Source organism: Bradyrhizobium sp. UFLA05-109 (assembly GCF_054185165.1).
In genome coordinates this window covers 143,429-168,872 of record NZ_JBBIAR010000007.1, presented here as the reverse complement: position 1 = coordinate 168,872, position 25,444 = coordinate 143,429, and the positions used below count along the sequence as shown (strand labels likewise).

Annotated in this window: 27 protein-coding genes and 1 tRNA gene; 16 read left to right on the top strand and 12 right to left on the bottom strand. The window is 64.2% G+C overall.

From position 1 onward, the window contains the following. Positions 1-13: 13 nt before the first annotated feature. A complete protein-coding gene (gene panE, locus Q3C01_RS07175; protein WP_458144615.1) occupies positions 14-937 on the top strand; it encodes a 2-dehydropantoate 2-reductase in 924 nt (307 codons plus the stop codon). Between the two features lie 93 nt (positions 938-1,030). Here panE and Q3C01_RS07170 read toward each other — a convergent pair whose 3' ends face one another. From Q3C01_RS07170 to Q3C01_RS07155, 4 genes are all read right to left on the bottom strand, one after another. Beyond that, positions 1,031-1,615, bottom strand: a complete 585-nt coding sequence (locus tag Q3C01_RS07170; RefSeq protein WP_458144646.1) for a c-type cytochrome — start codon at positions 1,613-1,615, stop codon at positions 1,031-1,033. Between the two features lie 212 nt (positions 1,616-1,827). Beyond that, complete coding sequence (locus tag Q3C01_RS07165; protein WP_458144614.1) at positions 1,828-3,105, bottom strand: PQQ-dependent sugar dehydrogenase; 1,278 nt, start codon at positions 3,103-3,105, stop codon at positions 1,828-1,830. A 278-nt stretch (positions 3,106-3,383) separates the two neighbouring features. Then, positions 3,384-4,370: an NAD-dependent epimerase/dehydratase family protein gene (locus tag Q3C01_RS07160; RefSeq protein ID WP_458144613.1), complete on the bottom strand. Its 987-nt coding sequence runs from the start codon at positions 4,368-4,370 to the stop codon at positions 3,384-3,386. A gap of 76 nt (positions 4,371-4,446) precedes the next feature. Further along, positions 4,447-4,521 (bottom strand) — tRNA-Gly (locus Q3C01_RS07155). Between the two features lie 276 nt (positions 4,522-4,797). Between Q3C01_RS07155 and trxA the strand changes: the two genes are divergently transcribed. Together trxA and Q3C01_RS07145 are read left to right on the top strand one after the other, a co-directional pair. Beyond that, entirely contained in the window at positions 4,798-5,721 is a 924-nt protein-coding gene (gene trxA / locus Q3C01_RS07150) for a thioredoxin (RefSeq protein WP_458144612.1), read from the top strand. 75 nt (positions 5,722-5,796) lie between these two features. Beyond that, positions 5,797-6,474 carry an LON peptidase substrate-binding domain-containing protein gene (locus Q3C01_RS07145; RefSeq protein ID WP_458144611.1) on the top strand — a complete coding sequence of 226 codons (678 nt, stop codon included), beginning with the start codon at positions 5,797-5,799 and terminating at the stop codon, positions 6,472-6,474. A gap of 11 nt (positions 6,475-6,485) precedes the next feature. On the opposite strand, the gene Q3C01_RS07140 is transcribed toward Q3C01_RS07145, so the two are convergent. From Q3C01_RS07140 to Q3C01_RS07130, 3 genes are read right to left on the bottom strand one after another with little or no spacing between them, the layout of a single operon-like run. Beyond that, complete coding sequence (locus tag Q3C01_RS07140; protein WP_458144610.1) at positions 6,486-7,298, bottom strand: SDR family oxidoreductase; 813 nt, start codon at positions 7,296-7,298, stop codon at positions 6,486-6,488. A gap of 3 nt (positions 7,299-7,301) precedes the next feature. After that, a complete protein-coding gene (locus tag Q3C01_RS07135) occupies positions 7,302-7,760 on the bottom strand; it encodes a PaaI family thioesterase (RefSeq protein WP_458144609.1) in 459 nt (152 codons plus the stop codon). Positions 7,761-7,770: 10 nt separating this feature from the next. Beyond that, entirely contained in the window at positions 7,771-8,121 is a 351-nt protein-coding gene (locus tag Q3C01_RS07130) for a hypothetical protein (RefSeq protein ID WP_458144608.1), read from the bottom strand. A 109-nt stretch (positions 8,122-8,230) separates the two neighbouring features. Here Q3C01_RS07130 and Q3C01_RS07125 point away from each other — a divergent pair, with 109 nt between their 5' ends. Further along, the gene (locus tag Q3C01_RS07125; protein WP_458144607.1) at positions 8,231-8,788 is read left to right on the top strand and encodes a TetR/AcrR family transcriptional regulator; all 558 of its coding nucleotides are present in this window, start codon (positions 8,231-8,233) and stop codon (positions 8,786-8,788) included. Between the two features lie 25 nt (positions 8,789-8,813). Here the strand turns inward: Q3C01_RS07125 and Q3C01_RS07120 are convergent, their stop codons facing one another. Beyond that, positions 8,814-9,644 (bottom strand): FTR1 family iron permease, encoded by an 831-nt coding sequence (locus Q3C01_RS07120; protein WP_458144606.1) that lies wholly within the window; start codon positions 9,642-9,644, stop codon positions 8,814-8,816. 10 nt (positions 9,645-9,654) lie between these two features. Beyond that, positions 9,655-10,002 (bottom strand): cupredoxin domain-containing protein, encoded by a 348-nt coding sequence (locus Q3C01_RS07115; RefSeq protein ID WP_458144605.1) that lies wholly within the window; start codon positions 10,000-10,002, stop codon positions 9,655-9,657. A 361-nt stretch (positions 10,003-10,363) separates the two neighbouring features. Here Q3C01_RS07115 and Q3C01_RS07110 point away from each other — a divergent pair, with 361 nt between their 5' ends. Beyond that, positions 10,364-10,561, top strand: a complete 198-nt coding sequence (locus Q3C01_RS07110; protein ID WP_027525074.1) for a Trm112 family protein — start codon at positions 10,364-10,366, stop codon at positions 10,559-10,561. Between the two features lie 215 nt (positions 10,562-10,776). Here Q3C01_RS07110 and Q3C01_RS07105 read toward each other — a convergent pair whose 3' ends face one another. Then, complete coding sequence (locus Q3C01_RS07105) at positions 10,777-11,997, bottom strand: ubiquinone biosynthesis hydroxylase (protein WP_458144604.1); 1,221 nt, start codon at positions 11,995-11,997, stop codon at positions 10,777-10,779. Between the two features lie 260 nt (positions 11,998-12,257). Here Q3C01_RS07105 and tesB point away from each other — a divergent pair, with 260 nt between their 5' ends. Further along, complete coding sequence (tesB, locus tag Q3C01_RS07100; RefSeq protein WP_458144603.1) at positions 12,258-13,121, top strand: acyl-CoA thioesterase II; 864 nt, start codon at positions 12,258-12,260, stop codon at positions 13,119-13,121. A gap of 4 nt (positions 13,122-13,125) precedes the next feature. Here tesB and Q3C01_RS07095 read toward each other — a convergent pair whose 3' ends face one another. Then, positions 13,126-14,022, bottom strand: a complete 897-nt coding sequence (locus Q3C01_RS07095; protein WP_458144602.1) for a DUF4339 domain-containing protein — start codon at positions 14,020-14,022, stop codon at positions 13,126-13,128. Between the two features lie 245 nt (positions 14,023-14,267). Here Q3C01_RS07095 and Q3C01_RS07090 point away from each other — a divergent pair, with 245 nt between their 5' ends. The 8 genes from Q3C01_RS07090 (at position 14,268) to Q3C01_RS07055 (ending at position 20,450) form a co-directional block, all read left to right on the top strand. Next, entirely contained in the window at positions 14,268-14,606 is a 339-nt protein-coding gene (locus tag Q3C01_RS07090; protein WP_063706748.1) for a P-II family nitrogen regulator, read from the top strand. A gap of 206 nt (positions 14,607-14,812) precedes the next feature. Continuing rightward, positions 14,813-16,120, top strand: a complete 1,308-nt coding sequence (locus tag Q3C01_RS07085; RefSeq protein ID WP_458144601.1) for an ammonium transporter — start codon at positions 14,813-14,815, stop codon at positions 16,118-16,120. A gap of 84 nt (positions 16,121-16,204) precedes the next feature. Continuing rightward, positions 16,205-16,519 (top strand): ArsR/SmtB family transcription factor, encoded by a 315-nt coding sequence (locus Q3C01_RS07080; RefSeq protein ID WP_458144600.1) that lies wholly within the window; start codon positions 16,205-16,207, stop codon positions 16,517-16,519. After that, positions 16,516-16,869: an SRPBCC family protein gene (locus tag Q3C01_RS07075; RefSeq protein ID WP_458144599.1), complete on the top strand. Its 354-nt coding sequence runs from the start codon at positions 16,516-16,518 to the stop codon at positions 16,867-16,869. The genes Q3C01_RS07080 and Q3C01_RS07075 overlap by 4 nt, the downstream gene beginning before the upstream one ends. A 58-nt stretch (positions 16,870-16,927) precedes the next feature. Then, a complete protein-coding gene (locus tag Q3C01_RS07070; RefSeq protein ID WP_458144598.1) occupies positions 16,928-17,530 on the top strand; it encodes an ATP-dependent Clp protease proteolytic subunit in 603 nt (200 codons plus the stop codon). A 468-nt stretch (positions 17,531-17,998) separates the two neighbouring features. Continuing rightward, positions 17,999-18,337 (top strand): P-II family nitrogen regulator, encoded by a 339-nt coding sequence (locus tag Q3C01_RS07065; protein WP_027535364.1) that lies wholly within the window; start codon positions 17,999-18,001, stop codon positions 18,335-18,337. 38 nt (positions 18,338-18,375) lie between these two features. Continuing rightward, entirely contained in the window at positions 18,376-19,824 is a 1,449-nt protein-coding gene (locus Q3C01_RS07060; protein WP_458144597.1) for an ammonium transporter, read from the top strand. Positions 19,825-20,045: 221 nt separating this feature from the next. Further along, positions 20,046-20,450: a GFA family protein gene (locus Q3C01_RS07055; RefSeq protein ID WP_458144596.1), complete on the top strand. Its 405-nt coding sequence runs from the start codon at positions 20,046-20,048 to the stop codon at positions 20,448-20,450. 185 nt (positions 20,451-20,635) lie between these two features. Here the strand turns inward: Q3C01_RS07055 and Q3C01_RS07050 are convergent, their stop codons facing one another. Continuing rightward, entirely contained in the window at positions 20,636-21,421 is a 786-nt protein-coding gene (locus tag Q3C01_RS07050) for a GGDEF domain-containing protein (RefSeq protein WP_458144595.1), read from the bottom strand. Between the two features lie 299 nt (positions 21,422-21,720). On the opposite strand from Q3C01_RS07050, the gene Q3C01_RS07045 reads away from it, so the two are divergent. Next, positions 21,721-22,935: an aminotransferase class I/II-fold pyridoxal phosphate-dependent enzyme gene (locus Q3C01_RS07045; RefSeq protein ID WP_458144594.1), complete on the top strand. Its 1,215-nt coding sequence runs from the start codon at positions 21,721-21,723 to the stop codon at positions 22,933-22,935. A 3-nt stretch (positions 22,936-22,938) separates the two neighbouring features. Then, entirely contained in the window at positions 22,939-25,419 is a 2,481-nt protein-coding gene (locus tag Q3C01_RS07040; RefSeq protein ID WP_458144593.1) for a DNA translocase FtsK, read from the top strand. Positions 25,420-25,444: the final 25 nt, after the last annotated feature.

The window sequence follows — 25,444 nt, the reverse complement described above, 5'->3', positions numbered from 1 at the left end:
AACGGAGCACCCCATGCGCATTCTCGTGGTCGGCGCCGGCGCCATTGGCGGCTATTTTGGCGGCAGGCTGTTGCAGGCCGGGCGCGACGTCACCTTCCTGGTGCGGCCACGGCGCGCGAGCGAGCTTGCGAGCGCCGGCCTCGTCATCAAGAGCCCAAACGGCGATGCAACGCTGACGAATCCGCCGGCGGTGCAGGCGGGCAAGCTCGACGAAAAATTCGACGTCGTGCTGCTGAGCTGCAAGGCGTTCGACCTTGACGATGCCATCAAATCGTTCGCGCCGGCGGTCGGGCCGAACACCACGATCATTCCCGTGCTCAACGGCATGCGGCATCTCGATGTGCTGGACCAGAAGTTCGGCGCCGAGCGCGTGCTCGGCGGGCTCTGCGCCATCGCCGCGACGCTGAACGAGAAGCGCGAGGTGGTGCAGCTTCAGCCGATGCAGTCGATCAACTACGGCGAGCGCGACGGAAAACTGTCGGCGCGGGTGAAGGCGATCGACGAAGTCCTCACCAGCGGCATCGCCGGCGCGGGCGCGAGCCACAGCATCATGCAGGACATGTGGGAGAAGTGGGTGTTCCTCTCCTCGCTTGCTGCGTCGACCAGCCTGATGCGCACCTCCGTCGGCAACATCCTGGCGGTCGCCGGAGGCAAGGACTTTCTCCTGGGCATGTTGGATGAGACCAGCGCGACAGCCACCGCGGCGGGCTATGCCCCCGGCGGGCCGTTCTTCGAACGGGTCAAGGGCCTGATCACCACCGAAGGCTCGCCGATGACCGCGTCGATGTTCCGCGACATCAAGGCGGGCCTGCCTGTCGAGGCCGATCACATCATCGGCGACCTCATCGCGCGCGCCGATGCTGCGAAAGTGCCGGTGCCGAAACTGCGCATCGCCTACACGCATTTGAAGGCGTATGAGAAACAGCGGCTGGCGTAACTAGCTGGCCCCACACACCGCCGTCGTCCCGGACAAGCGGAGCGCAGATCCGGGACGACGGCGGAGTTTTGTCGCGGTCTTCGCTCACATCTACTACAGATGCGCGAGATAGTGCGCGAGCGCGGTGATTTCTTCCTCGCTCAGCGAATAGGCGATGTCGGCCATTGCGGCGACGCCGCCGCCGACGCGCAAGCCGGCTTTGTAGTCGTGCAGCGCCTTCACCAGATATTCCTCGCGCTGGCCGGCAAGGCGGGCGACGGCCTTGGTGCCGGCATAGCTGTCGGTGTGGCATGAGGCGCAGCGGCGACCGATGGCTGCTTCCTTGCCCTTTTTCGACAGGTCGGGATCCTTGTCCTCCGGGCCTTTCGGCGGCGTGAGCTGCGAAAAATAGGCGCCGAGACTGCGGATGTCCTCGTTGGCAATCTGTTCCGCGATCGGCTGCATCTGCTCGTTCTTGCGCGAGCCGGCGCGAAAGAACACGAGCTGCCACTGCAAGAACTGATCGGGCTGGCCGGCAAGCGAGGGGATGTTCTCGGTCTGCGAGATGCCGTTGTCGCCGTGACAGGCGGCGCAGACTGCCGCTTTCTCCTTCACGTCGGCAGCGTGCGCGAAGGGAATAGTGGCAAGCGCGGTGAGCGCAAGTGCGATGATCGCGTGAGAAGCAAACTGCCGGTACATGATCGCAGGATTCCGCTCTAACAGGCTCGTCATTCCGGGGAGCCCGAAGGGCGAGCCCGGAATCCATAACCCCAAGTCGTGGTTATGGGTTCCGGACTTGCGCGCAAGCGGCGCGCAATCCGGAACGACACTGTCCAGGACTTAAAGACCAAAACTCAAAAACAAGGGCTGCGGCCGCCGCGCCGGCCACCGCAGCCCCTCGTCACGTCGCGCTACTTCTTGCTGTAGCTGATGCGATAGATCGCGCCGGCCCAATCGTCGGCGACGAGGATCGAGCCATCCTTGGCGAGGACGATGTCGTCGGGACGGCCAAGATAGCCCTGGTCACCTTCGAGCCAGCCGGAGGCGAACACTTCCTGCTTGGGATTCTTGCCGTCGGGCCCGACGATCACGCGCACGATGCGCGCGCCCTGGTACTTGTGCCTGTTCCAGGAGCCGTGCTCGGCGATCAGGATGTTGTTCTTGTACTCGGCGGGGAATTGGTCGCCGGTGTAGAACTTCATCCCGAGCGGAGCGACATGCGCGCCGAGATTCAGCACGGGCGGCGTGAACTCCGAGCACTTGTGGCCCATCGCGAATTTCGGATCCGGTAGATCGCCCTGGTGACAATAGGGATAGCCGAAATGCTCGCCGATCTTGGAGATCATGTTCAGCTTGTCGCTGGGTAGATCATCGCTGATCCAGTCACGCGCGTTCTCGGTGAACCAGTATTTGCCGCTGCGCGGATCGACGTCGCCGCCGACCGAGTTGCGGACGCCGAGCGCCCAGGTCTCGGCATTGCCGGTCTTCGGATCGACGCGCCTGATCTGCGAGACGCTGGTCGGCGGAATGCCGACGTTGAAGGGCGGTCCGAACGGAATGTAGAACCAGCCGTCCTTGTCGGCCGCGAGGTACTTCCAGCCGTGTGCGGCGTAGGACGGCATGTCGTCATAGACGACCTTGCCCTGGCCGAGATTGTCGAAGTTGGCTTCCGCGTCGTCGTAGCGGATCAGCTTGTCGACGGCGATGACGTAGAGCGCGCCGTCCTTGAAGGCGAGGCCGGTCGGCATGTTCAGACCCTTGAGAACGGTCTTGACCTCGCGCTTGCCGCCATTGTCCTTGATCGCATAGACGTTGCCGAGGCCGAACGAGCCGACGAACAGCGTGCCCTTGTCACCCCAGGCCATCTGCCGCGCGGCGAGAACGCCGGGCGCCCAGACCTCGATCTTGAAGCCCGCCGGCAGCTTGATCTTCTTCACGATGTTGGCGAGCTCGGCCTCAGAGGCGCCGGTCGGCGGCCCGGACGGCGGCGCAAGACCTTTCTGCGCCTCGGTCTCATCCCCCAGGAACCAGTCATCCGGCGGATGCGTCCAGAACTCCTTGGTGCCGGATTCGTATTTCTTCAGCGCCCGGTTCTTGTCCTGCTGCTGCTGCGCATTCACGACGCTTGTCCCCGCGAGCAGGGCAACCGCCGCAAACGCAAAGATGGATCGATGGAATATGGATGTCATCGCGTCACTCCCCTAAGGCGGCCGTGGCGGCCACACCGTTATTGTTTTGCTATTCGAGAGGCGAAGTTCGGAGTCTGTCGACGGAGGCAGACACGAAAAGGTTAGCACATCTGCAAGCGCTGAGAAGCGTGGCTAGCGTGTCGCGATCAGCCTCAATAAAAATTGAGAGAGAACTTCTCTGCGGGCGTGTCACGCGAGTATGCCCGTTCTCGCTGCAACGCGGAATCACAGGGCGAGCGACTATTTCACAAGCAACGCTCGCGTGCGCGCGGTGAGAATTATGAGACTACGGGATAAGGCCCGCGATCGAAGACGGTGTCATGGTAACCTTTTGAGCCCACCTGACGCGCCAGCGCGCTGCGAAAATCGCGGTTCTCGCGCAGGCTGCTCAACACGTGGGCAAAGTCGAATGCCGGCCGCCAGCCCAGCTCGCGGCGCGCGCGATCGTTGACGTAGACACGGTCGATGGTTGGAAACAGGCGCCAGTCCCGCGCCGCGTAAAGTTTTGCGCAATCGGGATAGAGCGTATGCACGACACGCGCGGCGTCCTCGGCCAGGGCAGCGAGGTGGCTTTGCGTGAACGGGCTCGTCGCCGACACGATGTAGCGCGCGAAGCCGATGTTAGGGGCGCGCTCGACGGCGAGGAGGTGGGCGCTGACAGCGTCCGCTATATCCAGCCGGCGATAGAGCAGCTCATTGGCCTGCGCGTTCTCGGTCGCAAAGCTCGCCCGCGCCGAGGGATCGTCGTCCTCCTCCGGAAAGAAGCGCGAGGTTCGCAAGACGATGACGGGAAGCCCGCTCTCGCGGACAAACAGCTCGCACAGATTCTCCGCCATCAGCTTGGTGGTGCCGTAGATGTTCTTCGGCACCGCCGGCAGATCCTCGGTGACCCAGACGGCGGAGTTCCCCGCTTCGGGCCGGAGCTGCGAGCCGAACGCGCTGGTAGTGCTGGTAAAGACGAAGCCCTTCACGCCGGCGGCGGCCGCCGCCTCGAGCAGGTTGAGCGTGCCGGTGACGTTGGTGTCGATGAAGTCCTGCCTGGAATGCGTGGCGACATGCGGCTTGTGCAGGGTGGCGGTATGGATGACGGCGGTGACGCCTGCCATCGCGGCCTGCACGAAGCCGGGATCGGCGATCGAGCCCACCTGATCGGTGAACTCCGATTTCTTCAAATCAACCCCATGCACAGTAGACCCCTGCGCGCGAAGCGTCCGGAGAATGGCTTCCCCGAGATGGCCTGCGCTGCCGGTGACCAGGATTGTCATTGCGCGTCCAACGTACGTGCCGGATGGAGCCGCCCGAAGGCGATCCGGTCCTGTCAGGCTTGACGCTGGGAGAAATTGGAGCGGGCGAAGGGGCTCGAACCCTCGACCCCGACCTTGGCAAGGTCGTGCTCTACCACTGAGCTACACCCGCGTCCTGTGTCGGTCGCATGACGCGCCGGCAACGGCTGTCGTATGCCAAAAGCGGGCGGCGAATGCAACAGCTACCCGTGGCATCAATTCGCTTTCGGGGACCTAAATGAGCCCCGAATCGGGTCGAAAGCCCCCGGAAACGCCCAGGAACCACCGAATCGCTTACCACGGATTGAAATTCGGCCGTCCCGGCCCAATTTAGGAGCCGGGACAGCAGCATATGGGACGGCGTCGTGCTAAAGAGCCGCCTTTCCGGACATCAGACGAGAGGACTTCCGTGACGATCATTGACCAGGGCAACGGAGCGGCGGGCCAGGCTGCGCCCGATCTGATCAAGGACACGACCACCCAGACCTTTGTGAAGGACGTCATCGAGGAATCGAAGCGCCAGCCGGTGCTGATCGACTTCTGGGCGGAGTGGTGCGGCCCATGCAAGCAACTGACCCCGGTACTGGAAAAGGCGGTCAAGGCGGCCAAGGGCAAGGTCAAGCTGGTCAAGATGAACATCGACCAGCACCCGGCGATTCCGGGCCAGATGGGCATCCAGTCGATCCCGGCCGTGATCGCCTTCGTCAACGGCCAGCCGGCCGACGGCTTCATGGGCGCGGTGCCCGAGAGCCAGGTCAACGCCTTCATCGAGCGCCTGACCAAGGGTGTCACCGCGCCGGGCGAGGTCAACGTCGCGGAGATCGTGAAGGAAGCAGACGCCGTGCTCATTGAGGGCGACGTCGCGGCTGCTGCGCAGATCTATGCCGAGGCGCTGTCGCACGATGCGACCAACATCGCCGCGCTCGCGGGCCTTGCGAAATGCTACGTCACGTCGGGTGCCATCGAGCAGGCCAAGCAGACGCTCGCCATGGTGCCGGAGTCCAAGCACGGCGATGCGGCGGTCAAGGCGGTGCAGGCCGCGATCGATCTCGCCGAGCAGGCGGAGTCGCTCGGGCCGGTCGCGGAGCTGGAACAGAAAGTCGCCGCCAACCCGCTCGACCATCAGGCGCGGTTCGATCTTGCGACCGCGCTCAATGCGCAAGGCGACCGGGCGGCGGCAACCGACCAGCTGCTCGAGATCGTCAAGCGCGACCGCAAATGGAACGATGATGGCGCACGCAAGCAGCTGATCCAGTTCTTCGAGGCCTGGGGCGGCGCCGACGATGCGACCGTCGAGGGTCGCAAGCGGCTGTCGACCATCCTGTTTTCTTAGTTGTTGGAGCGTGATCTTTTTCCGGATCATGCTCTGAGGCGATTGGCGCCATGTGAACCAGCGGGGGACCGGGGTATGCCGATCAACATCGAATATCGCGGGCCCGCCGATCTTCCCGAGATCATCCCGGTGTTTCCGCTGCCCGGCGCATTGCTGCTGCCGCGCGGGCAGATGCCGCTCAACATCTTCGAGCCGCGTTACCTGTCGATGGTCGACGACTCACTTCGCGACGGCCATCGCCTGATCGGCATGATCCAGCCTGACGTGGCGCATTCGCCGAAGAATTCGGACAAGCCGGTGCTGTTCAACGTCGGCTGCGTCGGCCGCATCACCCAGCTCGCCGAGTCCGGCGACGGCCGCTACATCCTCGAGCTCACCGGGATTGCGCGCTTCAAGGTGGTCCAGGAGCTCGAGGTGCTGACATCCTACCGGCAGTGCAAGGTGAACTTCTTCGCCTTCACGGATGATTTCACCGCCCGCAAGGGCGAGGACGCGGTCAACCGCGATGCGCTCCTGGTGGCGCTGGCCGACTTTCTGAAGGCCAACAACCTCAAGGTCGACTGGGAAGGCGTCGAGAGCGCACCCAACGAGGCGCTGGTCAATGCGCTGGCGATGATGTCGCCCTACGGTCCGGCGGAAAAGCAGGCGATGCTGGAAGCGCCCGACCTCAAGACCCGCGCCGAAATCCTGATCGCCGTCACCGAGATGGACCTCGCCAAGAAGCGCACGAGCGGCGATCCGCCGCTGCAGTAGTGCTCGCGGCGTCAAGCCGCGCGGCGAACGTCCGGATATTGCCGGCGCAGCCAGTCCGCCCAAGACAATTTGCCGCGCACGCCCTGGCTGACGACAAAGCCCATGCCGCGAGCTCGCGTTTCCGACAATGATATCGGCAGGATCCTCCGGTGGAAACCACGCGCGTGCAGATACTGGCGCGCGAACTCGGCAAGGCTGCGATCTTCGGGACCGCCGATCTCCGCTCGTGCTCCACGCGCACCATCGAAGGCGCAGGTCACGATGTAGTCGGCGACATCAGACGTATCGACCGGATTGAACACCGTCGTCGGCATGGGCCAGGCCGGAAGCCAGGCCTGTCGGGCCAGCAGTTTGTCGAGCAGGTAATAGAACGGCATTGCGCGAACGACGGACCATGACAGCGTGGAACTGCGGACGAGCTTTTCGCCGGCGAGCTTGACGCGGGCATAGGGCAACGTCGCCTCATCGAGGCCGACGATCGAGACGTGGAGAAAGTGCCGGACGGATTGGTTGCGCGACAGCGACAAGAGCCGCTCGGTGCCCTCGACGTCGACGGCGGAAGGCGAGCTGAAGAAATCCACCGGCCTGAAGCCGCCCCGGCGCGCGATCGGCGAGTAGGTCGCTGCATTGATGACGGTGTCGACACCGTGCAGCGCTTCCCTCAACCCCGCGCCTGTTACGAGATCGCCGACCGCCCATTCGACGTCTGAACGGGAGCCCGGCGTTCTTGCAAGGACGCGGACGCGATGTCCGCAGGAGACGAGGCGATCGACGATGTCCTGGCCCAAATGCCCCGTGCCGCCGGTAACGAGCGTCAATGGCATGTATCACTCCTCATCTCGGTCGCCATCTTGGTCACGGAAGCGAACGAGAATGGTTTCGCCGGTTGCGACCAGCGAAATGTTTCCAAACCGGTCCTCGGTAAAGAGTTCCGCCCGGGCAAAGATCTGCCTACTCCCGGCGCGCAGCATTCTGCCCTTGGCAACGAGAGCGCTACCCATCGCCGGCTTCATGCAGTTCATCGAGAAATGCGATGCGGTCACCGAACCGACCTTTGTGGCTGCGGCGAACCCACAGGCCGTGTCGAGGAGGGCCGCGATCATGCCGGCGTGGAGATGTCCGGAATATTGCGTGAAGCTGTCGTCCCATTTCATGCGGATTTCAGCTTCACCGTTTGCGGCCGCGACGACCTCGAAGCCTGCGCGCAGATTGAAGTTGGCCCACGCATTGATGGCGGCGAGATGCCGGAGATCAAAGCCGGCATCGGAATGGTTGCGCTGCTCCATCGCGACACCGCTAATAGCCCGCAACCGCCAGCGCGACCACGGCGCTCATCCCGATCCAGCCGGGGTGCACGGTCCGCGTCGCCAGCGCGTTGGCGATGGCGGCGAATCCGAACACCACCGCGAGCGTTGCGATGATCCAGTGTCGCGCGGCGTCCGATCCCATCCAGGGTGCGGCAATCAGAAGCACGCCGCCGGCAAACCACGCCACCGTACCGGCCTGCCAGACCAGGCGGATGAGCGTTCGCAACCGCGGCGGCTCGATCGTGGCGCGGGCAAAGACTTGGGTCTCGCCGAGCACGGCGTGGCCAATTGTGACCAGGATCGCGATGACGCCCGCCGCTTGCAGAAGCAGATCGCGCATTGGCATCTCCATCATAGACCATACAGTGATGTATGGTCGTTATAGCGAGAGGCGCTGGCGCCTGTCAATACAGTTGTGTATGGTGCGGCATCATGGGAGGTGGGAACCGATGGCCGATCAGCTCTCGGCGCAGGATTGGGTCGATCTGGGCCTGAAGACGCTGGCAAAAAGCGGCTTCACGGCGCTGAAAGCCGATCCACTGGCCAAGGCGATGGGGGTTTCCCGCGGCAGCTTCTATTGGCACTTTGCGGATCTCGCCGCGTTCCATGCCGCCATCCTCTCGCGCTGGCGCGAAGTCGCCACCGAACAGATCATCGCAGCCGTCGAGGCGGCCAAGAGCGAGAACAAGAGCGAGAGCAGGGGTGCGGAGCCGCTCGCCGTACTGCTGAAGTTGACCTTCGGCAGCAAGCTCATGCTGGAAAAGGCGGTACGGAGCTGGGCTGCCAACGATGCGCGGGCGCGCGCCGCAGTCGTCGCAGTCGATCGCCGCAGGCTCGACTATATCGAGAGCCTCTTGAAGCAGGCCGGTCTCGCTGAGGAGGTCGCACGCCCCCGGGCGCAGATCCTGTTCTGGGCCTTCTTCGGCTTTGCCCTTTCGGACCAGACGCTGCCGGCGGACAAGCAACAGGCCGCACTCGACGAGCTCCTGCGGATTGCCGCACGATGAGCTCTTGCGGTTGGTCTCGAGCTGCTCAGCCTGCGGCGATCGCGCGCCGGGGCGGCTCGGATCCGACCAGCCGCATCAAGGCGATCGTGACCAGGACGACGGCAGCGTAGATCACGAGCTGCATCGCGGTCGGCTGGTCGGTGTAACCAATGAGCGTGTGCAGGGTGCGGCCCAGGATGCTGTCCTCGGAGAGAAGCCAGCTCGTGTCCCACACCACCGTATCGAGTGCGGTGAGCCAGTTGGCGCGTTCGAGGAACGAGACCGCCTGCGCGGCCATGCCGGCCGCGAGCAGGGTGATGAGCACCGTCGTGGTCGTGAACAGCGCGCGCGGCGGAATCCGCAAGAGGCCGAAATAGGTGAGGAGGCACACCGCGCCGCCGAGCACGAGGCCGAGCAGGCCGCCGAGCAACAGGTTCATCGCCGTGCCGCCATCGGACGCGGCAACGCCATAGAGAAACAGCGCCACCTCGCTGCCTTCGCGCAGCACCGCGACCCCGACCACGACCGCCAGCGCCAGCAGCGATTTGGATCCTTCGGCCACCGCCTGGCCGACAGCGCGCAATTCGCCCGCCATCTCCTTGCCGTGTCGCGCCATCCAGACGTTGTGCCAGGTCAGCATGATCACGGCGACGCCAAGGATCGCCGCGTTGAACAGCTCCTGCCCCATGCCTTCGAAGAGCTGCGACAGGGCGCCCGCGAACGCCGCGACCACGCATGCGCCCAGAACGCCCGCCAGCACGCCGCCGGCGATCCAGCGATTGCGATGCTTAACCGAACGCGTCACCGCGAGCACGATGCCGATGATCAGACCGGCCTCGAAGACTTCGCGGAAGACGATGATGAGCGCGGCGAGCACGAACTGAACCTTATTCGACGACGAGCGTGCCGCGCGCCTTCTCGTTGAACTCGTCGAAGAACTCGTAGCGGCCGGCCTTCTGGGCGCGGACGTTGACGACGGCTTCGCCCTTCGACGGAATCACCTTCTCGACCTTGAGCGTCTTGCTCTCGAACTCCATCGCCTTGGCGGTGTTGTTCTTGACCTTGACGGTGATCGGCTTGCCGGCCGGTGCGCGCAGCTCGTTCGGCTGGAACGCGCCATCATAGGCGATCTGGAGTTCGGTCGCCTGCTGCGCGTTCGCGGCTACGAGCGGCAGCAGCGCAGCGACGCAGAGCGCAGCGAGGGCGAAAGACCTTGGGTTAAGCGAAGCAAACATGGATCGGCGTGTCCTAGGGCTTTGGAATGGTCGAAATCGATGGCAAGCGCATGCCGCGCTGCCTGCCGTCCTGCAAACCAAAAATCGGCGCTGGCGGCTAGGCGGCGCCCTCGCAAAGGGACTTACTCTACAGCTATTCTAAGTTATGACGCCGCGCAGAAAGCCTGGTTGCACCGGGAATTACGCAGCACCCGGCATCCGTATGCGGCGACACGCCGCAGCTTTCTGTGCTAAAGCGCGATGAGATCAGGATGAATCATCATCGCGCTTTAGGTTGTCGTTTGAGCATGATCTTCTCGGAAAGCCGCTTCACACTTTTCCGGATCATGCCTTAGGGCTGGACCACCGCCGGAGACCATTTATGACCACGCCAACCGAACGCCCCGAAGCCACCGTCGATCCCAAGCTTCTGGAGATCCTGGTGTGCCCGCTGACCAAGGGGCCGCTCGAATTCGACGCCGCCAAGCAGGAGCTGATCTCGCGCTCCGCCAAGCTCGCTTATCCCATCCGCGACGGCATCCCGATCATGCTGCCGGAGGAGGCGCGGAAGATTGATTGAGAGAGGTGCCGGCGCAATCGCGCGAGAGCCGCTCCAAACATTCGGTGTCATCCCGGCGAAGGCCGGGACCCATAACCCCAGGGAGTGGTTGTGGCGCGAAATTGGTAACCACGAGTCTTCGCCAAACTCCTCCCTGTGGTTATGGATCCCGGATCTGCGCTCCGCTTCGCTGCGCTTGTCCGGGACGACAGCGGAGAGTGTGGGACGCGCGAACCCTACAACGCCTCGCCCTTCAACAATTTCGGCACTTCACCGGTGAGGCCGGCGGCCTGGCGGATGAAGAGATTCTTCAAAGGCGGGGCGCGATCGACGATGCCGAGGCCGATGTCGCGCACGGTGCGCAGCAGGGTGGACTTGTTGGAGAACAGGAAGTTCAGCGAATTCGTCGCGACCCCCATCGCCATGGTGTCGAAGCGCCGCCAGCGCTGATAGCGCTCGAGCACATCGCTCTGGCCGATATCCATGCCGAGCCGCGCGGCATCGACGACCACTTCGGCGAGTGCCGCGACATCCTTCAGGCCCATATTGAGGCCCTGGCCCGCGATGGGATGGATGACATGCGCGGCATCGCCGACCAGCGCGAGGCGCTCGGCGATGAAGGAGCGGGCGACGAAATAGGACAACGGAAATGCGCGCGGCTTGTCCATTGCCCTGATCTCACCGAGATGCAGGCCAAAGCGCTGCTCGAGCTCGCTGTGGAATTCGTCTTCACTCAGCGCCGTGATGCGCGCGGCCTCGGTGCGGCCCTCGGTCCACACCAGCGAGGAGCGTTTTCCCGTGAGCGGCAGGATCGCGAAGGGGCCGGCGGGCAGGAAATGCTCCTCGGCGCGACCCTCATGATCGCGCTCATGGCCGACGGTGACGACGATGCCGGATTGATCGTACTCCCAGCCATGGGTGGCGATGCCGGCGCGCTCGCGCAGCTTTGACTTGGCGCCGTCGGCGGCGATCAGCAGGCTCGCCGCGACCACGCTGCCATCGCCGAGCGTCACGTCGATGCCGTCAGGGCGCGCGTCGTAGGACGCAACAGGGGTGGCGCGAAGATCGATGCCTTCGGCCTCGGCCCGCTTGACCAGCACGTCGATGAGCTGGCGGTTCTCGATCATGTGAGCAAAGGGCTCGCCGGGCTCGACATCGCCGGCGAAGGTCAGGAACACCGGACGGGTGACGTCCTCAAGCTTTGAATCGGTCACGACCATGTCGAGGATCGGCTGCGCGCCGCCCTTGACCTCGTCCCAGGTCCCGATCGCCTCGAACAGCCGGCGGCAGGCCGCGACGATGGCGGTGGCGCGCGGGTCGCGGCTCGGCCGTGTGGCGAGCGCCGGATCGGCGACGATCACCGGAATTTCGGCACCCAAGCCCTGGCGCAACGCCAGCGCGAGCGCGAGCCCTGCAAATGCGCCGCCGCCGATGACAATGCTACCCTGTACTGACATACCCTGAATCCCGGCTAACTCTTGGCCTTGCTAGCAGACTTGAGCTGGGCGAAACAGGGCGGTGAACCAAGGGCCGTTCCTCGCGGTCATTCCGGGGCGCGCGACCCGAACTCGGGTTTACCCGAGTTCGGCTTGTTAAGTTAACCAAGTCGGCAACAGCCGACGTGGTTGGCGAACCCGGAATCTGGAGGTTTCGGCTCGAGATTCCGCCTTCATCGTTACGCGATGCCCCGGAATGACGACACCTTGAAAGCGCCATCATGTCCAAAAGCCTGATCGACCTCATCTCAATCCTCGATATCGAGCCGCTCGAGGTGAATTTGTTCCGCGGCAACAGCCCGAAGACGAGTTGGCAGCGGGTGTTCGGCGGGCAGGTGATCGGGCAGGCGATGGTTGCGGCCTGCCGCACGGTGGAGGGCCGGCTGCCGCATTCGCTGCATTGCTATTTCATCCTGCCGGGCGACCCGCAGGTGCCGATCATCTACCAGGTCGAACGGCTGCGCGACGGCAAGAGCTATTCGACGCGGCGTGTCACCGCGATCCAGCACGGCAATGCAATCTTTTCGATCATGGTCTCGTTCCATGCGGAGGAGGAGGGCGCTTTCGATCATCAGGACAAGATGCCCGACGTGCCGCCGCCGGAAAAACTCACGGCCGAGGAAGTCGCGAAGCAACCGATGTTCCGCGAGATGCCGGACTTCATCCGCCGCTACTACGAATCCGACCGCCCGATCGAGCTGCGGCCAGTCGAGATCGGCCGCTATTTCGGCCAGAAGATCGAGGACGGCCGCATCCACGTCTGGATCAAGACAGCAGCAAAACTGCCGGACGATCCGGCGCTGCACATGTGCGCGCTGGCCTATGCATCGGACTTCTCGCTGCTCGATGCGGTGATGGCGCGCTACGGCCGCACGTTGTTCGACAAGCGCATGATGCCGGCGAGCCTCGACCACGCGATGTGGTTTCACCGCCCGTTCCGCGCCGACGAATGGCTGCTCTATTCGCAGGATTCGCCGAGTGCGCAATCAGGCCGCGGCTTGACCCGCGGCCTGATCTTCAAGCCCGACGGCACGCTGGTGGCTTCCGTCGCACAGGAAGGCTCGGTGCGCGAGCGGAAGGGCTGATGCTCTAGACCGACCCCTTCGGCGCGAGCTCGGTCTGCGACGCCAGCCAGCCCATCATCCAGCGATACATCCAGGGAATCGGGATGATGAAGAAGCAGAGGATGGCGGTCACGATCCCGCGCCAGAGCATCTCGAGCCCGGTGCCCCTGAACACGATGTCGCGCCGCGTGCCCTCGATGCTGCGGCACATCCAGCGGATCTGGGCCACCGCGACCCACGCCCAGCCGATGATGGTAATGATGGAGATCGCGAACAGCAGGTTCCAGCCGATATAGGCCCAGACCGAGCCGGTGAAGCTGAGGCCGAGCGGCTGCCCGTTGGAGGCGAGGTTCGCGACCATCCATTTGATCAGCAGCCATGCCAGCACGATCTCGAAGATGGAGACCAGAGTGTTGAGCAGCTGGATGCCGATGAAGTTGACGGCGATCAACAGAACGACGAAGCCGAAATACCAGGGCACCAGCGTCATCGCATTGCCGGTGAAGCTGAGATTCGGCCGTCCCGGAACCTTCACGCAGGACACGATCCACTGCGTGTACCAGACGAACACCCACGGCGCCGGGATGACCAGGACCATGCCGATCAGCAAGACGATGGAGCGCCAGGTGAACTCCAGGATGTCGAAATCGATCGAGAGCGCAGAGCCACCAGCGCTGTAACCGCCGCCGCTATAGCCCCCGGCGGAGGCCATCGTGGGCGGTCCGCCCGCGGGAATGATCGGCGGCGCGCCGCCGCCAGCCATCAATCCCGGGATTTCGGCAGCCTTCTGCCAGCCCGCCATGCCCTCGGTCCACACCAGCGTGTCCGGGCGGACCACGCCCTGGGCAATGAGATCCCGGAATTGCCCTTCCGGATAGGGCCCCTGTTGCTTGCCTTCGGCTGCGTAGAACCAACTCGCCATGAAATGCCCCCTATCTCAAACATACTTTTGTACCGGCCGGAACGGTTCGGTTCACCGCATCCATGCCAAAAATGCATTGTGGAGGACGACCGGCTGCTCTGTACAGAGGCGGCGGTCCTCGTGGACCCGCCTTTTTCCCTCTTCAACCTGCAACATTTTTATGCCATTTGCCCAGAAAGATGCCAGATTGACGCAGCGCCAACTGCGTATTGTGTGGCGAAGCCCCCGGGGAAACAGGCCTGACCATGAAACTCGTCGTCGCGATCATCAAACCCTTCAAGCTCGATGAGGTCCGCCAGGCGCTGACGGCGATCGGCGTGCACGGCATGACCGTCACCGAAGTGAAGGGTTACGGCCGCCAGAAGGGCCATACCGAAATCTATCGCGGCGCCGAATATGTCGTGAACTTCCTGCCCAAGCTGAGGATCGAAATCGCGGTCCCCTCCGACATCGCCGACAAGGCCGTCAGCGTCATCACCTCGACGGCGCGCACCGGGCAGATCGGCGACGGCAAGATCTTCGTCACGCCGATCGATCACGCACTGCGCATCCGCACCGGCGAGACCGACAGCGACGCGTTGTAAGTTTGACTGGTCGCCAGCCCCTCATGGTGAGGAGCGCGGAACGCGCGTCCCCGGACGATACCCGCGGCCATCCTTAGTGACGCGCGCAAGCGCGCTCCTCGGGATGAGGTGGAGTGCTTGTGACGTTGTGAGAAGAACTCTTATCTGAAACGCGCCGGGCAATGACGCCATAGCGCGCGTTCGCTTTCCATACTGGGGGAAACGACATGGCGGCCACTTTGCGCCGCGCAGCCGCCATGGCTGTGCCGATCGGACTGATGTCCGCGATCTCACTGGTGACGCCGGCGCACGCCGCGACGAGCGAGATCAACAGCGCCGACACCGCCTGGATGATCGTCGCCACCGCGCTGGTGCTGATGATGACGATCCCGGGGCTTGCGCTGTTCTACTCAGGCATGGTGCGCAAGAAGAACGTGCTTGCGACCATGGCGCAGAGTCTCGCCGCAGTGACGCTGATCTCGATCCTCTGGGTCGCGTTTGGCTACTCGCTGGCCTTCGTCGGCGACGGCCCATGGCTCGGCTCGCTCGACCGCTGGTTCCTCGCCGGCATGACCCTGGACAGCGTGAACCCGGCCGCGAAGACGATTCCGGAAGCGCTCTTCATGCTCTACCAGATGACCTTTGCCATCATCACCGTGGCGCTGGTCGCAGGCTCCGTCGCCGACCGCATGCGATTCTCCGCCTATCTGGTGTTCTCGATCGGCTGGTTCATCTTCGTCTACGTTCCGCTGGCGCATTGGATCTGGGGCGGCGGCTTCCTCGCCAGCATGGGCGTCCTGGATTTCGCCGGCGGTCTCGTCGTGCATCTCTCCGCCGGCACCGGGGGCCTCGTAGCTGCGATGGTGATGGGACGCCGTCACGGTTATGGCACGGAGAACCTGTCGCCGTTCGATCTCTCGCTTGCGGTGATGGGTACCGGACTGTTGTGGGTTGGCTGGTTCGGCTTCAACGGCGGCTCGGCGCTGGCGGCCAATTCACACGCCGTGATGGCCATCATCGCCACGCATCTTGCGGCCTGCTCGGGCGCCGTGACCTGGGGCGCGATCGAATGGTCGACGCGGCGCAAGCCCTCGGTGCTCGGCATGATCTCGGGCGCGGTCGCCGGCCTCGGCACCATCACGCCGGCGTCCGGCTTCGTCGCGCCCTGGCACGGCATCGTCATCGGCATCATCGCCGGGGCGGTCTGCTACTGGGCCTGCACCTGGCTGAAGCTCCGCTTCAAATATGACGATTCGCTCGACGTGTTCGGCGTTCACGGCATCGGCGGCCTGACCGGCACGCTGCTCGCCGGCGTGTTCGCGACCAGCGCGATCGGCGGCACCGCCGGCCTGATCGAGGGCCAGCCGCAGCAGCTCCTGATCCAGCTCTACGGGGTTGCCGTCACCTTCGTCTGGTCGGCGGGTGCGAGTTTCATCCTGCTGAGGCTGGTCGCCCTGTTCGTCCCCTTGCGCGTCTCGCGTGAGCACGAATTGGAAGGCCTCGACATTTCCCAGCACGGCGAGGCGTTGCAGTAGCTCCTTGCGGGTCGCTCGAAGCACTGGCCAGGGTGAGCCCGCTTCGGGCTTGCGCAACACATAAGTGTATGCTTATGTATTGCCATGCTCGAAGCCGATATCTTCAAGGCGCTGGCCGACCCGACGCGCCGAAAGGTCTTTGAAAAGCTCGCTGGCGGAAGCCTCAATGCCAGCGCGCTGCGCGACGGATTGGAGATCAGCCAACCGGCGATGTCGCAGCATCTTGCGGTTCTGCGTGCAGCAGGTCTCGTGCGCGAACAGCGGCAGGGCCGATTTGTGAACTACGAGGTCGATCCGGACGGCATCGCCACCATCGGGACATGGCTTGCGCGCTACCGCGCCTACTGGCCGAAGCGCATGGAAGCGCTCGCCGATCTCTTGAAGGACATGGATCAATGAGCGATGCAGCGAAGCCTGATCAGCCCGACGCAGCCCTGGTGCTTGAATATGACTTCGATGCGCCGCCTGCAAAGGTCTGGCGCGCCGTGACCATTCCGGCGCTGCGCGAACGCTGGCTGCCGGATTGCGACCTCGCGGGCGCCGAGCCCGAATCGTCGGTCACGGGCGAAGAGGTGCGTTACCGGCTCCGCGAGTCCGAGCCCCCGTTTCGAGAAAGCCACGTCACCTTCAGGATCGAACCGAACAAGGCTGGCGGCACCCGGTTTCGCATCATCCAGGAAGCCTGCGACATCAGAGCAAAGCGGCCGCAGGCGGCCAACACCAACTGCTGCCTGATGCGCGCGGCCTGATCTCATCGCGCGTTAGCAAGCAGAACGACTTCATCACCTACGGAAATGGAGGTCGCCGATGCGCGACATGCTGCAGCTCGTCCCTATGGTCGTCGAACAGTCCAGCCGCGGCGAACGATCCTTCGATATCTACTCCCGGCTCCTGCGCGAGCGCATCATCTTCCTCAACGGCGAAGTCAATGATGCAATGTCCGGGCTCGTCTGCGCGCAGCTGCTGTTCCTGGAGGCGGAGAACCCGAACAAGCCGATCAATCTCTACATCAATTCCTATGGCGGCGTGGTCACCAGCGGACTTGCGATGTACGACACCATGCAGTTCATCAAGGCGCCGGTTCATACGCTATGCATGGGCACGGCGCGCTCCATGGGGTCGTTCCTGCTGATGGCCGGCGAGCCCGGTCACCGCGCCGCGCTGCCCAATGCGAGCCTCCACGTGCATCAGCCGCTCGGCGGCTTTCAGGGCCAGGCGTCTGACATCCTGATCCATGCCACCGAAATGCAGGAAACCAAGCGGCGCATTATCCGGCTCTATGCACAACATTGCCGGCGCCCTGAGCAGGAGGTGGAACGGACCCTGGATCGCGACCACTTCATGAACGCGCAGCAGGCGGTCGAATGGGGACTGATCGACAGGGTTTTTGCGGAACGCGACGCCACCTGATGGTCCGATAGGGCCCTTCAGCCGCTACCGTCCGGCTGTTCCATGCTCAGCGGAGCTTGCGAGCTTCAGCCCGGTCGCGCTGGTCGCGCGCTTGCGCATCACGCGTGAGCACGAATTGGAAGACCCGACATTTTCCGGCACGACGCGGCGCTCCGGTAGGCGCTCTCACGTATCAAAATACCGTTTCCCTGCCTGACACGTGAGCAACATTGTGTCGGCAGCCTGTTCTGCATTCGATTTGAGCAGACGTGATTATGTTTTAGGCGCGACCTATTAGCGCAGTGCAGCGTGACATCCGCAAAGCGGGAAAAGCGTCGCATTCATAGTCCGTTAGGCAACGACATCGATCTGGCACGGCATTTGATTCTCAGGGCCCGGCTGTGCCCGCGGTGTGAAGCTTCTCCTCGTGGTGAACCAGTCGAGAACGCCCGGCCACGTCCGGACCGGGCCCAAGCGGGGATAGGACCCATGAAAATTGTTATGGCGATTATCAAGCCATTCAAGCTGGAAGAAGTCCGTGACGCCCTGACCGCCATCGGCGTTCACGGTCTCACGGTGACGGAAGTCAAGGGATACGGCCGGCAGAAGGGCCATACGGAAATCTATCGCGGCGCCGAATACGCCGTGAGCTTCCTGCCCAAGATCAAGATCGAAGTCGCCGTCGCCTCCGAGCAGGTCGACAAGACCATCGACGCCATCACGTCGGCTGCGAAAACCGGACAGATCGGCGACGGCAAGATCTTCGTCATCAACCTCGACCATGCGGTCCGCATCCGCACCGGCGAGGCCGACGCCGCGGCACTTTGATTTCGCGCTCAACCTTTATCGAATCAGGAGAAAATGAAATGACGTTTAAGCGTCCCTATGGCGCGGGACTGGCCGCCCTCGCAGTCGGCATGTTCGCTGCGACCGCAGCCTACGCCGAGCCAACGGTCAACAAGGGGGATAACGCCTGGATGCTGACATCGACAGTGCTCGTGCTGTTGATGACGATCCCGGGTCTTGCGCTGTTCTATGGCGGCCTCGTCCGCTCCAAGAACATGCTCTCGGTTCTCGCCCAGGTGTTCTACACGGTCTGCGTCGTCACCGTGCTCTGGGCCCTCTACGGCTACAGCCTCGCCTTCACCGGCGGTTCCGACTTCATCGGCGGCTTCTCCAAGGCCTTCATGATGGGCATCACGACGGACTCGAAGGTGGCGACCTTCAGCGTCGATGCCAACATCTCGGAGCTCGTCTATGTCTGCTTCCAGATGACCTTCGCGGCGATCACGCCCGCCCTCATCGTCGGCGCCTTTGCCGAGCGCATGAAGTTTTCGGCGGTCGCGCTGTTCATCCCGCTCTGGGTCACGCTGATCTACTTCCCGATCGCGCACATGGTCTGGTACTGGCCGGGTCCGGACGCGATCCAGGATGCCGCCAAGGCTCTGGCTGCTGCGGGTGATGCGGCGGCGAAGACGGCGGCCCAGGCCCAGCTCGACGCGATCAACGCCGACGCTGGTTGGGTCTTCAAGAAGGGCGCGATCGACTTCGCGGGCGGCACGGTGGTGCACATCAATGCCGGCATCGCCGGTCTCGTTGGTGCGCTCCTGATCGGCAAGCGCACCGGCTACGGCAAGGAGCTGATGGCCCCGCACTCGCTGACCATGACCATGATCGGCGCCTCGCTGCTCTGGGTCGGCTGGTTCGGCTTCAACGCCGGCTCCAACCTGGAAGCCAACGGCGGCGCAGCCCTCGCCATGACCAACTCCTTCGTCGCCACCGCAGCCGCTGCGCTGTCGTGGATGTTCGCGGAGTGGATCGTGAAGGGTCATCCCTCGGTGCTCGGCGCGCTCTCCGGCGCGGTCGCGGGTCTCGTGGCGGTAACCCCGGCGGCCGGCTACTCGGGCCCGATGGGTGCGATCGTGCTCGGCCTCGTCGTCGGCGTCGTCTGCCTGTTCTTCTGCACCGTGGTGAAGAACGCCCTCGGCTACGATGACTCGCTCGACGTGTTCGGCGTGCACTGCGTCGGCGGCATCGTCGGCGCGCTGGGCACCGGCATCCTCGTCAACCCGGCGCTGGGTGGTGCGGGCATCATCGACTACACCGCGATCCCGCCGAAGGTTGCCGATTACGACTTCGCGGCACAGATGATCTCCCAGATCTGGGGCGTCTCCACCACGCTGGTGTGGTCCGGCATCGGCTCGGCGATCCTCTACAAGGTCGTCGACGTGATCGTCGGCCTGCGTGCCAATGTCGAGACCGAGCGTGAAGGCCTCGACATCACCGAGCACACCGAACGCGCTTACAACATGTAACGCTCTCCTCCCGGATGCGATCTTCGAACGAAGATCGCATCCAGAACTACGGTTTGGGCACATACCCGGCAATGCCCCGACCGTTGAGGGGCTCCAGCGCAAGTTGGAGCCCCTTTCTTTTTGCCAGCTTCTTCTTTGGCCCGTGTCACAAAAGAAAAACTTGCCAAGCAAGCCGGCCGGCGCCGAAATAACGACCTCAACGAACAACAAAGGAGGTCGTCATGCGGCTGGAAGGTGGATGCTATTGCGGCGAGGTGCGTTACGTCGCCGAGGGCGATCCGATGATGCAGGCGCAATGCCATTGCCGCGAATGCCAGTACATCTCGGGCGGCGAGCCCAACACCTTCATCGCGATGCCGGCGTCCGGCTTCACCTACATCACCGGCCAGCCCAAGCAGTTTACGCGCAAGGACCTCGCGCGCGCCGTGACACGGGAATTCTGCGCCGAATGCGGCACGCATCTGGTGACGAAGGTACCGGGCCTGCCGGCCGCGATCGTGAAGGTCGGCACGCTGGACGACCCTGCGCAGTTCAAGCCGCAGATCGCGATCTATACCTGCGACAAGCAGGAGTTCCACCAGATCCCCGAAGGGATGCCGACGTTCGAGAAGCTGCCACCGCACTAGACCGCAAAGTCGGTGCGCTCCCTCTCCCGCTTGCGGGAGAGGGCTGGGGAGAGGGTATCTCCGCAATCGATACTCCCAATGTGGAGAGCGCCCCCACCCGGCGCTTCGCGCCGACCTCCCCCGCAAGCGGGCGAGGTTGAGCGAGCCCGCGGCCCAATCGCGCTATTCCACCAGCAGAGACGCGATCACGCCGCCACAAGCGCGCGCTCGTCGGCCTCGACAACACGATCACGACCGCGGCGCTTGGCAGCATAGAGCGCGCGGTCGGCTATCCGGATCAACTCAGCGAGCTCGGCATCGGCGCAGGACACCGTGAAGCCGAGGCTGATGGTGACGCGCTCGAGATTCTCGCCGATCGGGATTTCGCGGCTCGCGCAGGTCGTGCGCAGCGCCTCCGCGTGTCGTTCAGCCTGATCGCGAGTGACGCCGACCATGAGGCCGGCAAACTCCTCGCCGCCATAGCGCGCGACCAGCACGCCCTCGGTCCGCGCGAGCTGCCGCAGCACGTCGGAGACCTCGACCAGCACCTTGTCGCCGGCGTCATGGCCGAAGCGGTCGTTGATCGACTTGAAGTGATCGATGTCGCACAAAAACACCGTCACCGGCACGCTGCGCTGGCGCGCCGAGGTCAGCGCGAGCGCCGCCGCGTCATCGAAGCCGCGACGGTTGAAGAGGCCGGTGAGCTGGTCGGTCTGCGAGATGCGCGCGAGCTCGCGGCGGGTCAGCGTCAGTTCCTGCATCAGAAGCGCCGAGCGGTAGCTGAGCGCGCCGGACAGCGAGGCCGAGATCGCAGTCGCGATGCACAGGCTGAAGCCGATGATGTAGCCGACGCTCACCGTGGCGCTGAAATCGGTGCCGAGATGCAGCAGCAGCGTCGATGCGGTCATGACGATGGTCAGGCCCGCTGATATCGCCGCGCGCCTCGCTGTATGGCGAAGCACATCGCCATGTGTCGCAATCTGAATGGTCACACACCGCCCCCGCTTGTCGCCTGTAGCCATAACACCGGCGCGACCAGCGAATCGCCAACGCGAAAACCTTCTTGGAGGAGGGGGTTAATGGGGCGCGACGGCCTTGCCTAAAATGCCGGGAAACGGAACCGTCGGTGGCCGCGCATCCCCCTCCTATCGGCGCCAATTATTCGGCACTGGACGGGGGGACCGACCGATGGTTAATCGCGTCTTAACCTCGCCCTATCTATGGTGAACTGAACCGCTTCCGGCCGGTGCGATCTGCAACCGGCAGTTCCAAGAGTGCTGGCGCCCAACGTATGGCTATGACCGCTTCATCCCGTGCGCCGCAGGGCAGTGGAAGCTCTGATACCGAACGCTCGCCATTTGTCCGGCTGAACGAGCTCCTGGTCCCACACCAGCCGGGTAAGCCTTTGATTACGCTCGCGGTTGGCGAGCCGCAGCACCCGGTGCCCGACTTCGTCGGACCGGTGCTGGCAAAGCACATCGCCGATTTCGGCCGCTATCCGCTGAACAATGGCATCGAGCCGTTCCGGAAAGCCGCCGCAAGCTGGCTCGGCCATCGCTTCAACCTGCCCCGTCCGGTCGATCCCGAGAGCGAGGTCCTCGTTCTCAATGGCAGCCGCGAAGGGCTGTTCTTCGCGGCAATTACGGCCACGCGCTATGTCGGCCCGCGTCCCGGCAAGCCGGCGATCCTGATGCCGAACCCGTTCTACCCGGTCTATGGCGCCGGGGCCCGCGCCGCCGCTTGCGAGCTGGTCTACCTGCCGACGACGGTCGAGAACGGTTTCCTGCCCGACCTCGATGCGATCGACGAGGCGACGCTGGCGCGCACCGTCGCCTTCTACATCGCCTCGCCCGCCAACCCGCAGGGCTCGGTCGCCTCGCGCGATTACTTCACCCGCCTGAAGGGCCTCGCCGACCGCTATGGCTTCGTCATTCTGAGCGACGAGTGCTACTCGGAAATCTACACGCGGGAAGCGCCGGGCAGTGCACTCGAATACGCCGGCCCCGACTTCACACGCGTCGTCGCCTTCCAGTCGCTCTCCAAACGCTCGAACCTGCCGGGCCTGCGCGTCGGCTTCGCCGCCGGCGACAAGAAATTCCTGAGCCTGTTTCTCGAGCTGCGCAGCGTTGCCGCACCACAGGTGCCTGTGCCGCTCCAGCATGTCGCCACCGTTGCCTATGGCGACGAGGCGCATGTCGAGGAGAACCGCAGGCTCTACCGCATCAAGTTCGATCTCGCCGACCAGATCCTCGGCAATCGCTACGGCTATCGCCGGCCCGCGGGTGGCTTCTGCGTCTGGCTCGACACCTCGCCGCTCGGCGACGACGAGGCCGTGACCTTGAAACTCTGGAAGGAAGCCGGCGTACGCGTCGTGCCGGGCAGCTATCTGGCGCGGCTCCAGCCGGAGGGGTTCAATCCGGGCGCAGGCTTCATCCGCCTGGCGCTGGTGCAGAACGGCGAGGTTACCGCCGAGGCGCTGCACCGGCTGGTCACGACGTTGGGTTAGGCGATGAGCATGTCGGCAATCGAACGTGTCATCCCACTGGTCGGACACCTGCCGCCGTCGATCCGTGACGCGCTGACGCGCCGCGTGCGCGAGCTCGCCGGTCTTGGCCTGATCGCGCTGTCAGGCATCGCCGCAACCGCGCTGATGACCTGGTCGGTGCAGGACCCGAGTCTGAGCCACGCCACCTCGCGGCCGATCCGCAACATCCTCGGCTATGCCGGCGCGATCGGCGCCGATCTCGCGATGCAGATTCTCGGTCTCGGCGCGATCATGCTGATCCTCACCGTCGCGGTGTGGGGCTGGCGCATGATGACCCACCGCCCGTTCGATCGCGAGGCGCTGCGGCTCGGCTGCTGGATCCTCTGCACGGTGATTGCGGCAGGTTTTGCGAGCTGCTGGCCGCATGGCGGCGCATGGCCATTGCCGACCGGGCTCGGCGGCGTGGTCGGCGACGCGCTGGTGCGCGCACCGGCCGTGATCTTCGGACCCGCGGGCGCCATCTATCGCATGGTGTTCGGAACGATCCTGTTCGTCGCGATGGCCACGACGTTCCTGATCGCGTGCGGCCTCGGCGCGCGCGAGCGCGACGACGACGAGCTGACGCAGATTGAGGACGACGACACCCCATTCGAGGAAGAGGAGGAGGACCGCGGTTCGGTGTCGCTCGGCTGGCTGTTCCATGCGCTGATGAGCACGAAGGCGCGGATCGTCTGGCTGTGTAGTGCCGCCTATCGCTCGCTGGTCTCGAGCGGGTCAAAGCCGCGCACCGCCTCGTTCGATCGCCAGGAGCCCAATCTTGGCGGCCGCGCCGCGCCCTCGATCTCGCCGCATGCCGACAATGAGGACGAGGATTACGAGGAGGAGGAGAGCGAGGAAGAGGAAGACGAAGAAGAGGAGGAGGCGCCGGCCGCGCGCACTTCGCGCAAGAAGGCTGCACCGAAGGCGCCCTCGAAAAAGTCTTCCGACAAGTTCGACCTTCCGTCCGTCTCGATGCTGGCTGCGCCGAAGGCCGGCGATCGCCAGCCACTCAGCAAGGCCGAGCTGGAAACCAATTCGCGTTCGCTCGAAGGCGTGCTCGGGGACTTTGGCGTGCGCGGCGAGATCGTCAAAGCCAATCCGGGTCCGGTCGTCACGCTATACGAGCTGGAGCCGGCACCCGGCATCAAGTCATCGCGCGTGATCGGACTTGCCGACGACATCGCGCGCTCCATGAGCGCGCTGTCGGCCCGCGTCGCCGTGGTGCCCGGCCGCAACGCCATCGGCATCGAGCTGCCGAACGCGCATCGCGAAAAGGTTTATTTGCGCGAGCTGCTGGTGGCGAAGGAGGCGACCGAGACGGTGGCAAAACTGCCGCTCTGCCTCGGCAAGACCATCGGCGGCGATCCCGTCATCATCGATCTGGCGCGAACGCCGCACATGCTGATCGCCGGCACCACCGGCTCGGGCAAGTCGGTCGCCATCAACACCATGATCCTCAGCCTGGTCTACAGGCTGCGCCCGGATCAGTGCCGGCTGATCATGGTCGATCCGAAGATGCTCGAACTCTCCGTCTATGACGGCATCCCGCATCTGCTCACCCCCGTCGTGACCGATCCGAAGAAGGCCGTGGTCGCGCTGAAATGGGCGGTGCGCGAGATGGAAGAGCGCTACAAGAACATGGCCAAGCTCGGCGTGCGCAACATCGACGGCTACAATGCGCGCCTGCTCGAGGCCAAGGGCAAGGGCGAGGAGCTGACGCGCACGGTGCACACCGGCTTCGACAAGGAGACCGGCAAGGCGATCTACGAGGAAGAGAAGCTCGCACTCGATCCGCTGCCCTACATCGTCATCATCGTCGACGAAATGGCCGACCTGATGATGGTCGCCGGCAAGGACATCGAAGGCGCGGTGCAACGCCTCGCGCAGATGGCGCGCGCCGCCGGCCTGCACGTGATCCTCGCGACGCAGCGTCCCTCGGTCGACGTCATCACCGGCACCATCAAGGCGAACTTCCCGACCCGCATCGCCTTCCAGGTCACCTCCAAGATCGACAGCCGCACCATCCTGGGCGAGATGGGCGCCGAGCAGCTGCTCGGCCAGGGCGACATGCTCTACATGGCCGGCGGCGGCCGCATCAGCCGCGTGCACGGCCCGTTCGCCTCCGACGAGGAAGTCGAGAAGGTGGTGCGTCACCTCAAGACGCAGGGACAGCCGGAATATCTCGAAGCGGTCACTGCTGAAGAACCTGCCGAGGACGAAGACGGCGCGGTTTTCGATGCCACTGGCATGGGTGGGGATGGCGGCGGCGACCTGTTCTCGCAGGCCGTTGCCATCGTCAAACGCGACCGCAAGGCCTCCACCAGCTACATCCAGCGCCGGCTTCAGATCGGCTACAACCGCGCCGCCTCGCTGATGGAGCGCATGGAACTGGAAGGTATTGTCGGACCGGCCAATCATGCCGGCAAACGCGAGATCCTGGTCGAGGAAGAAGACAGCCATATGTGAGGCAAAAGGCGCCGAAACGGGCCTC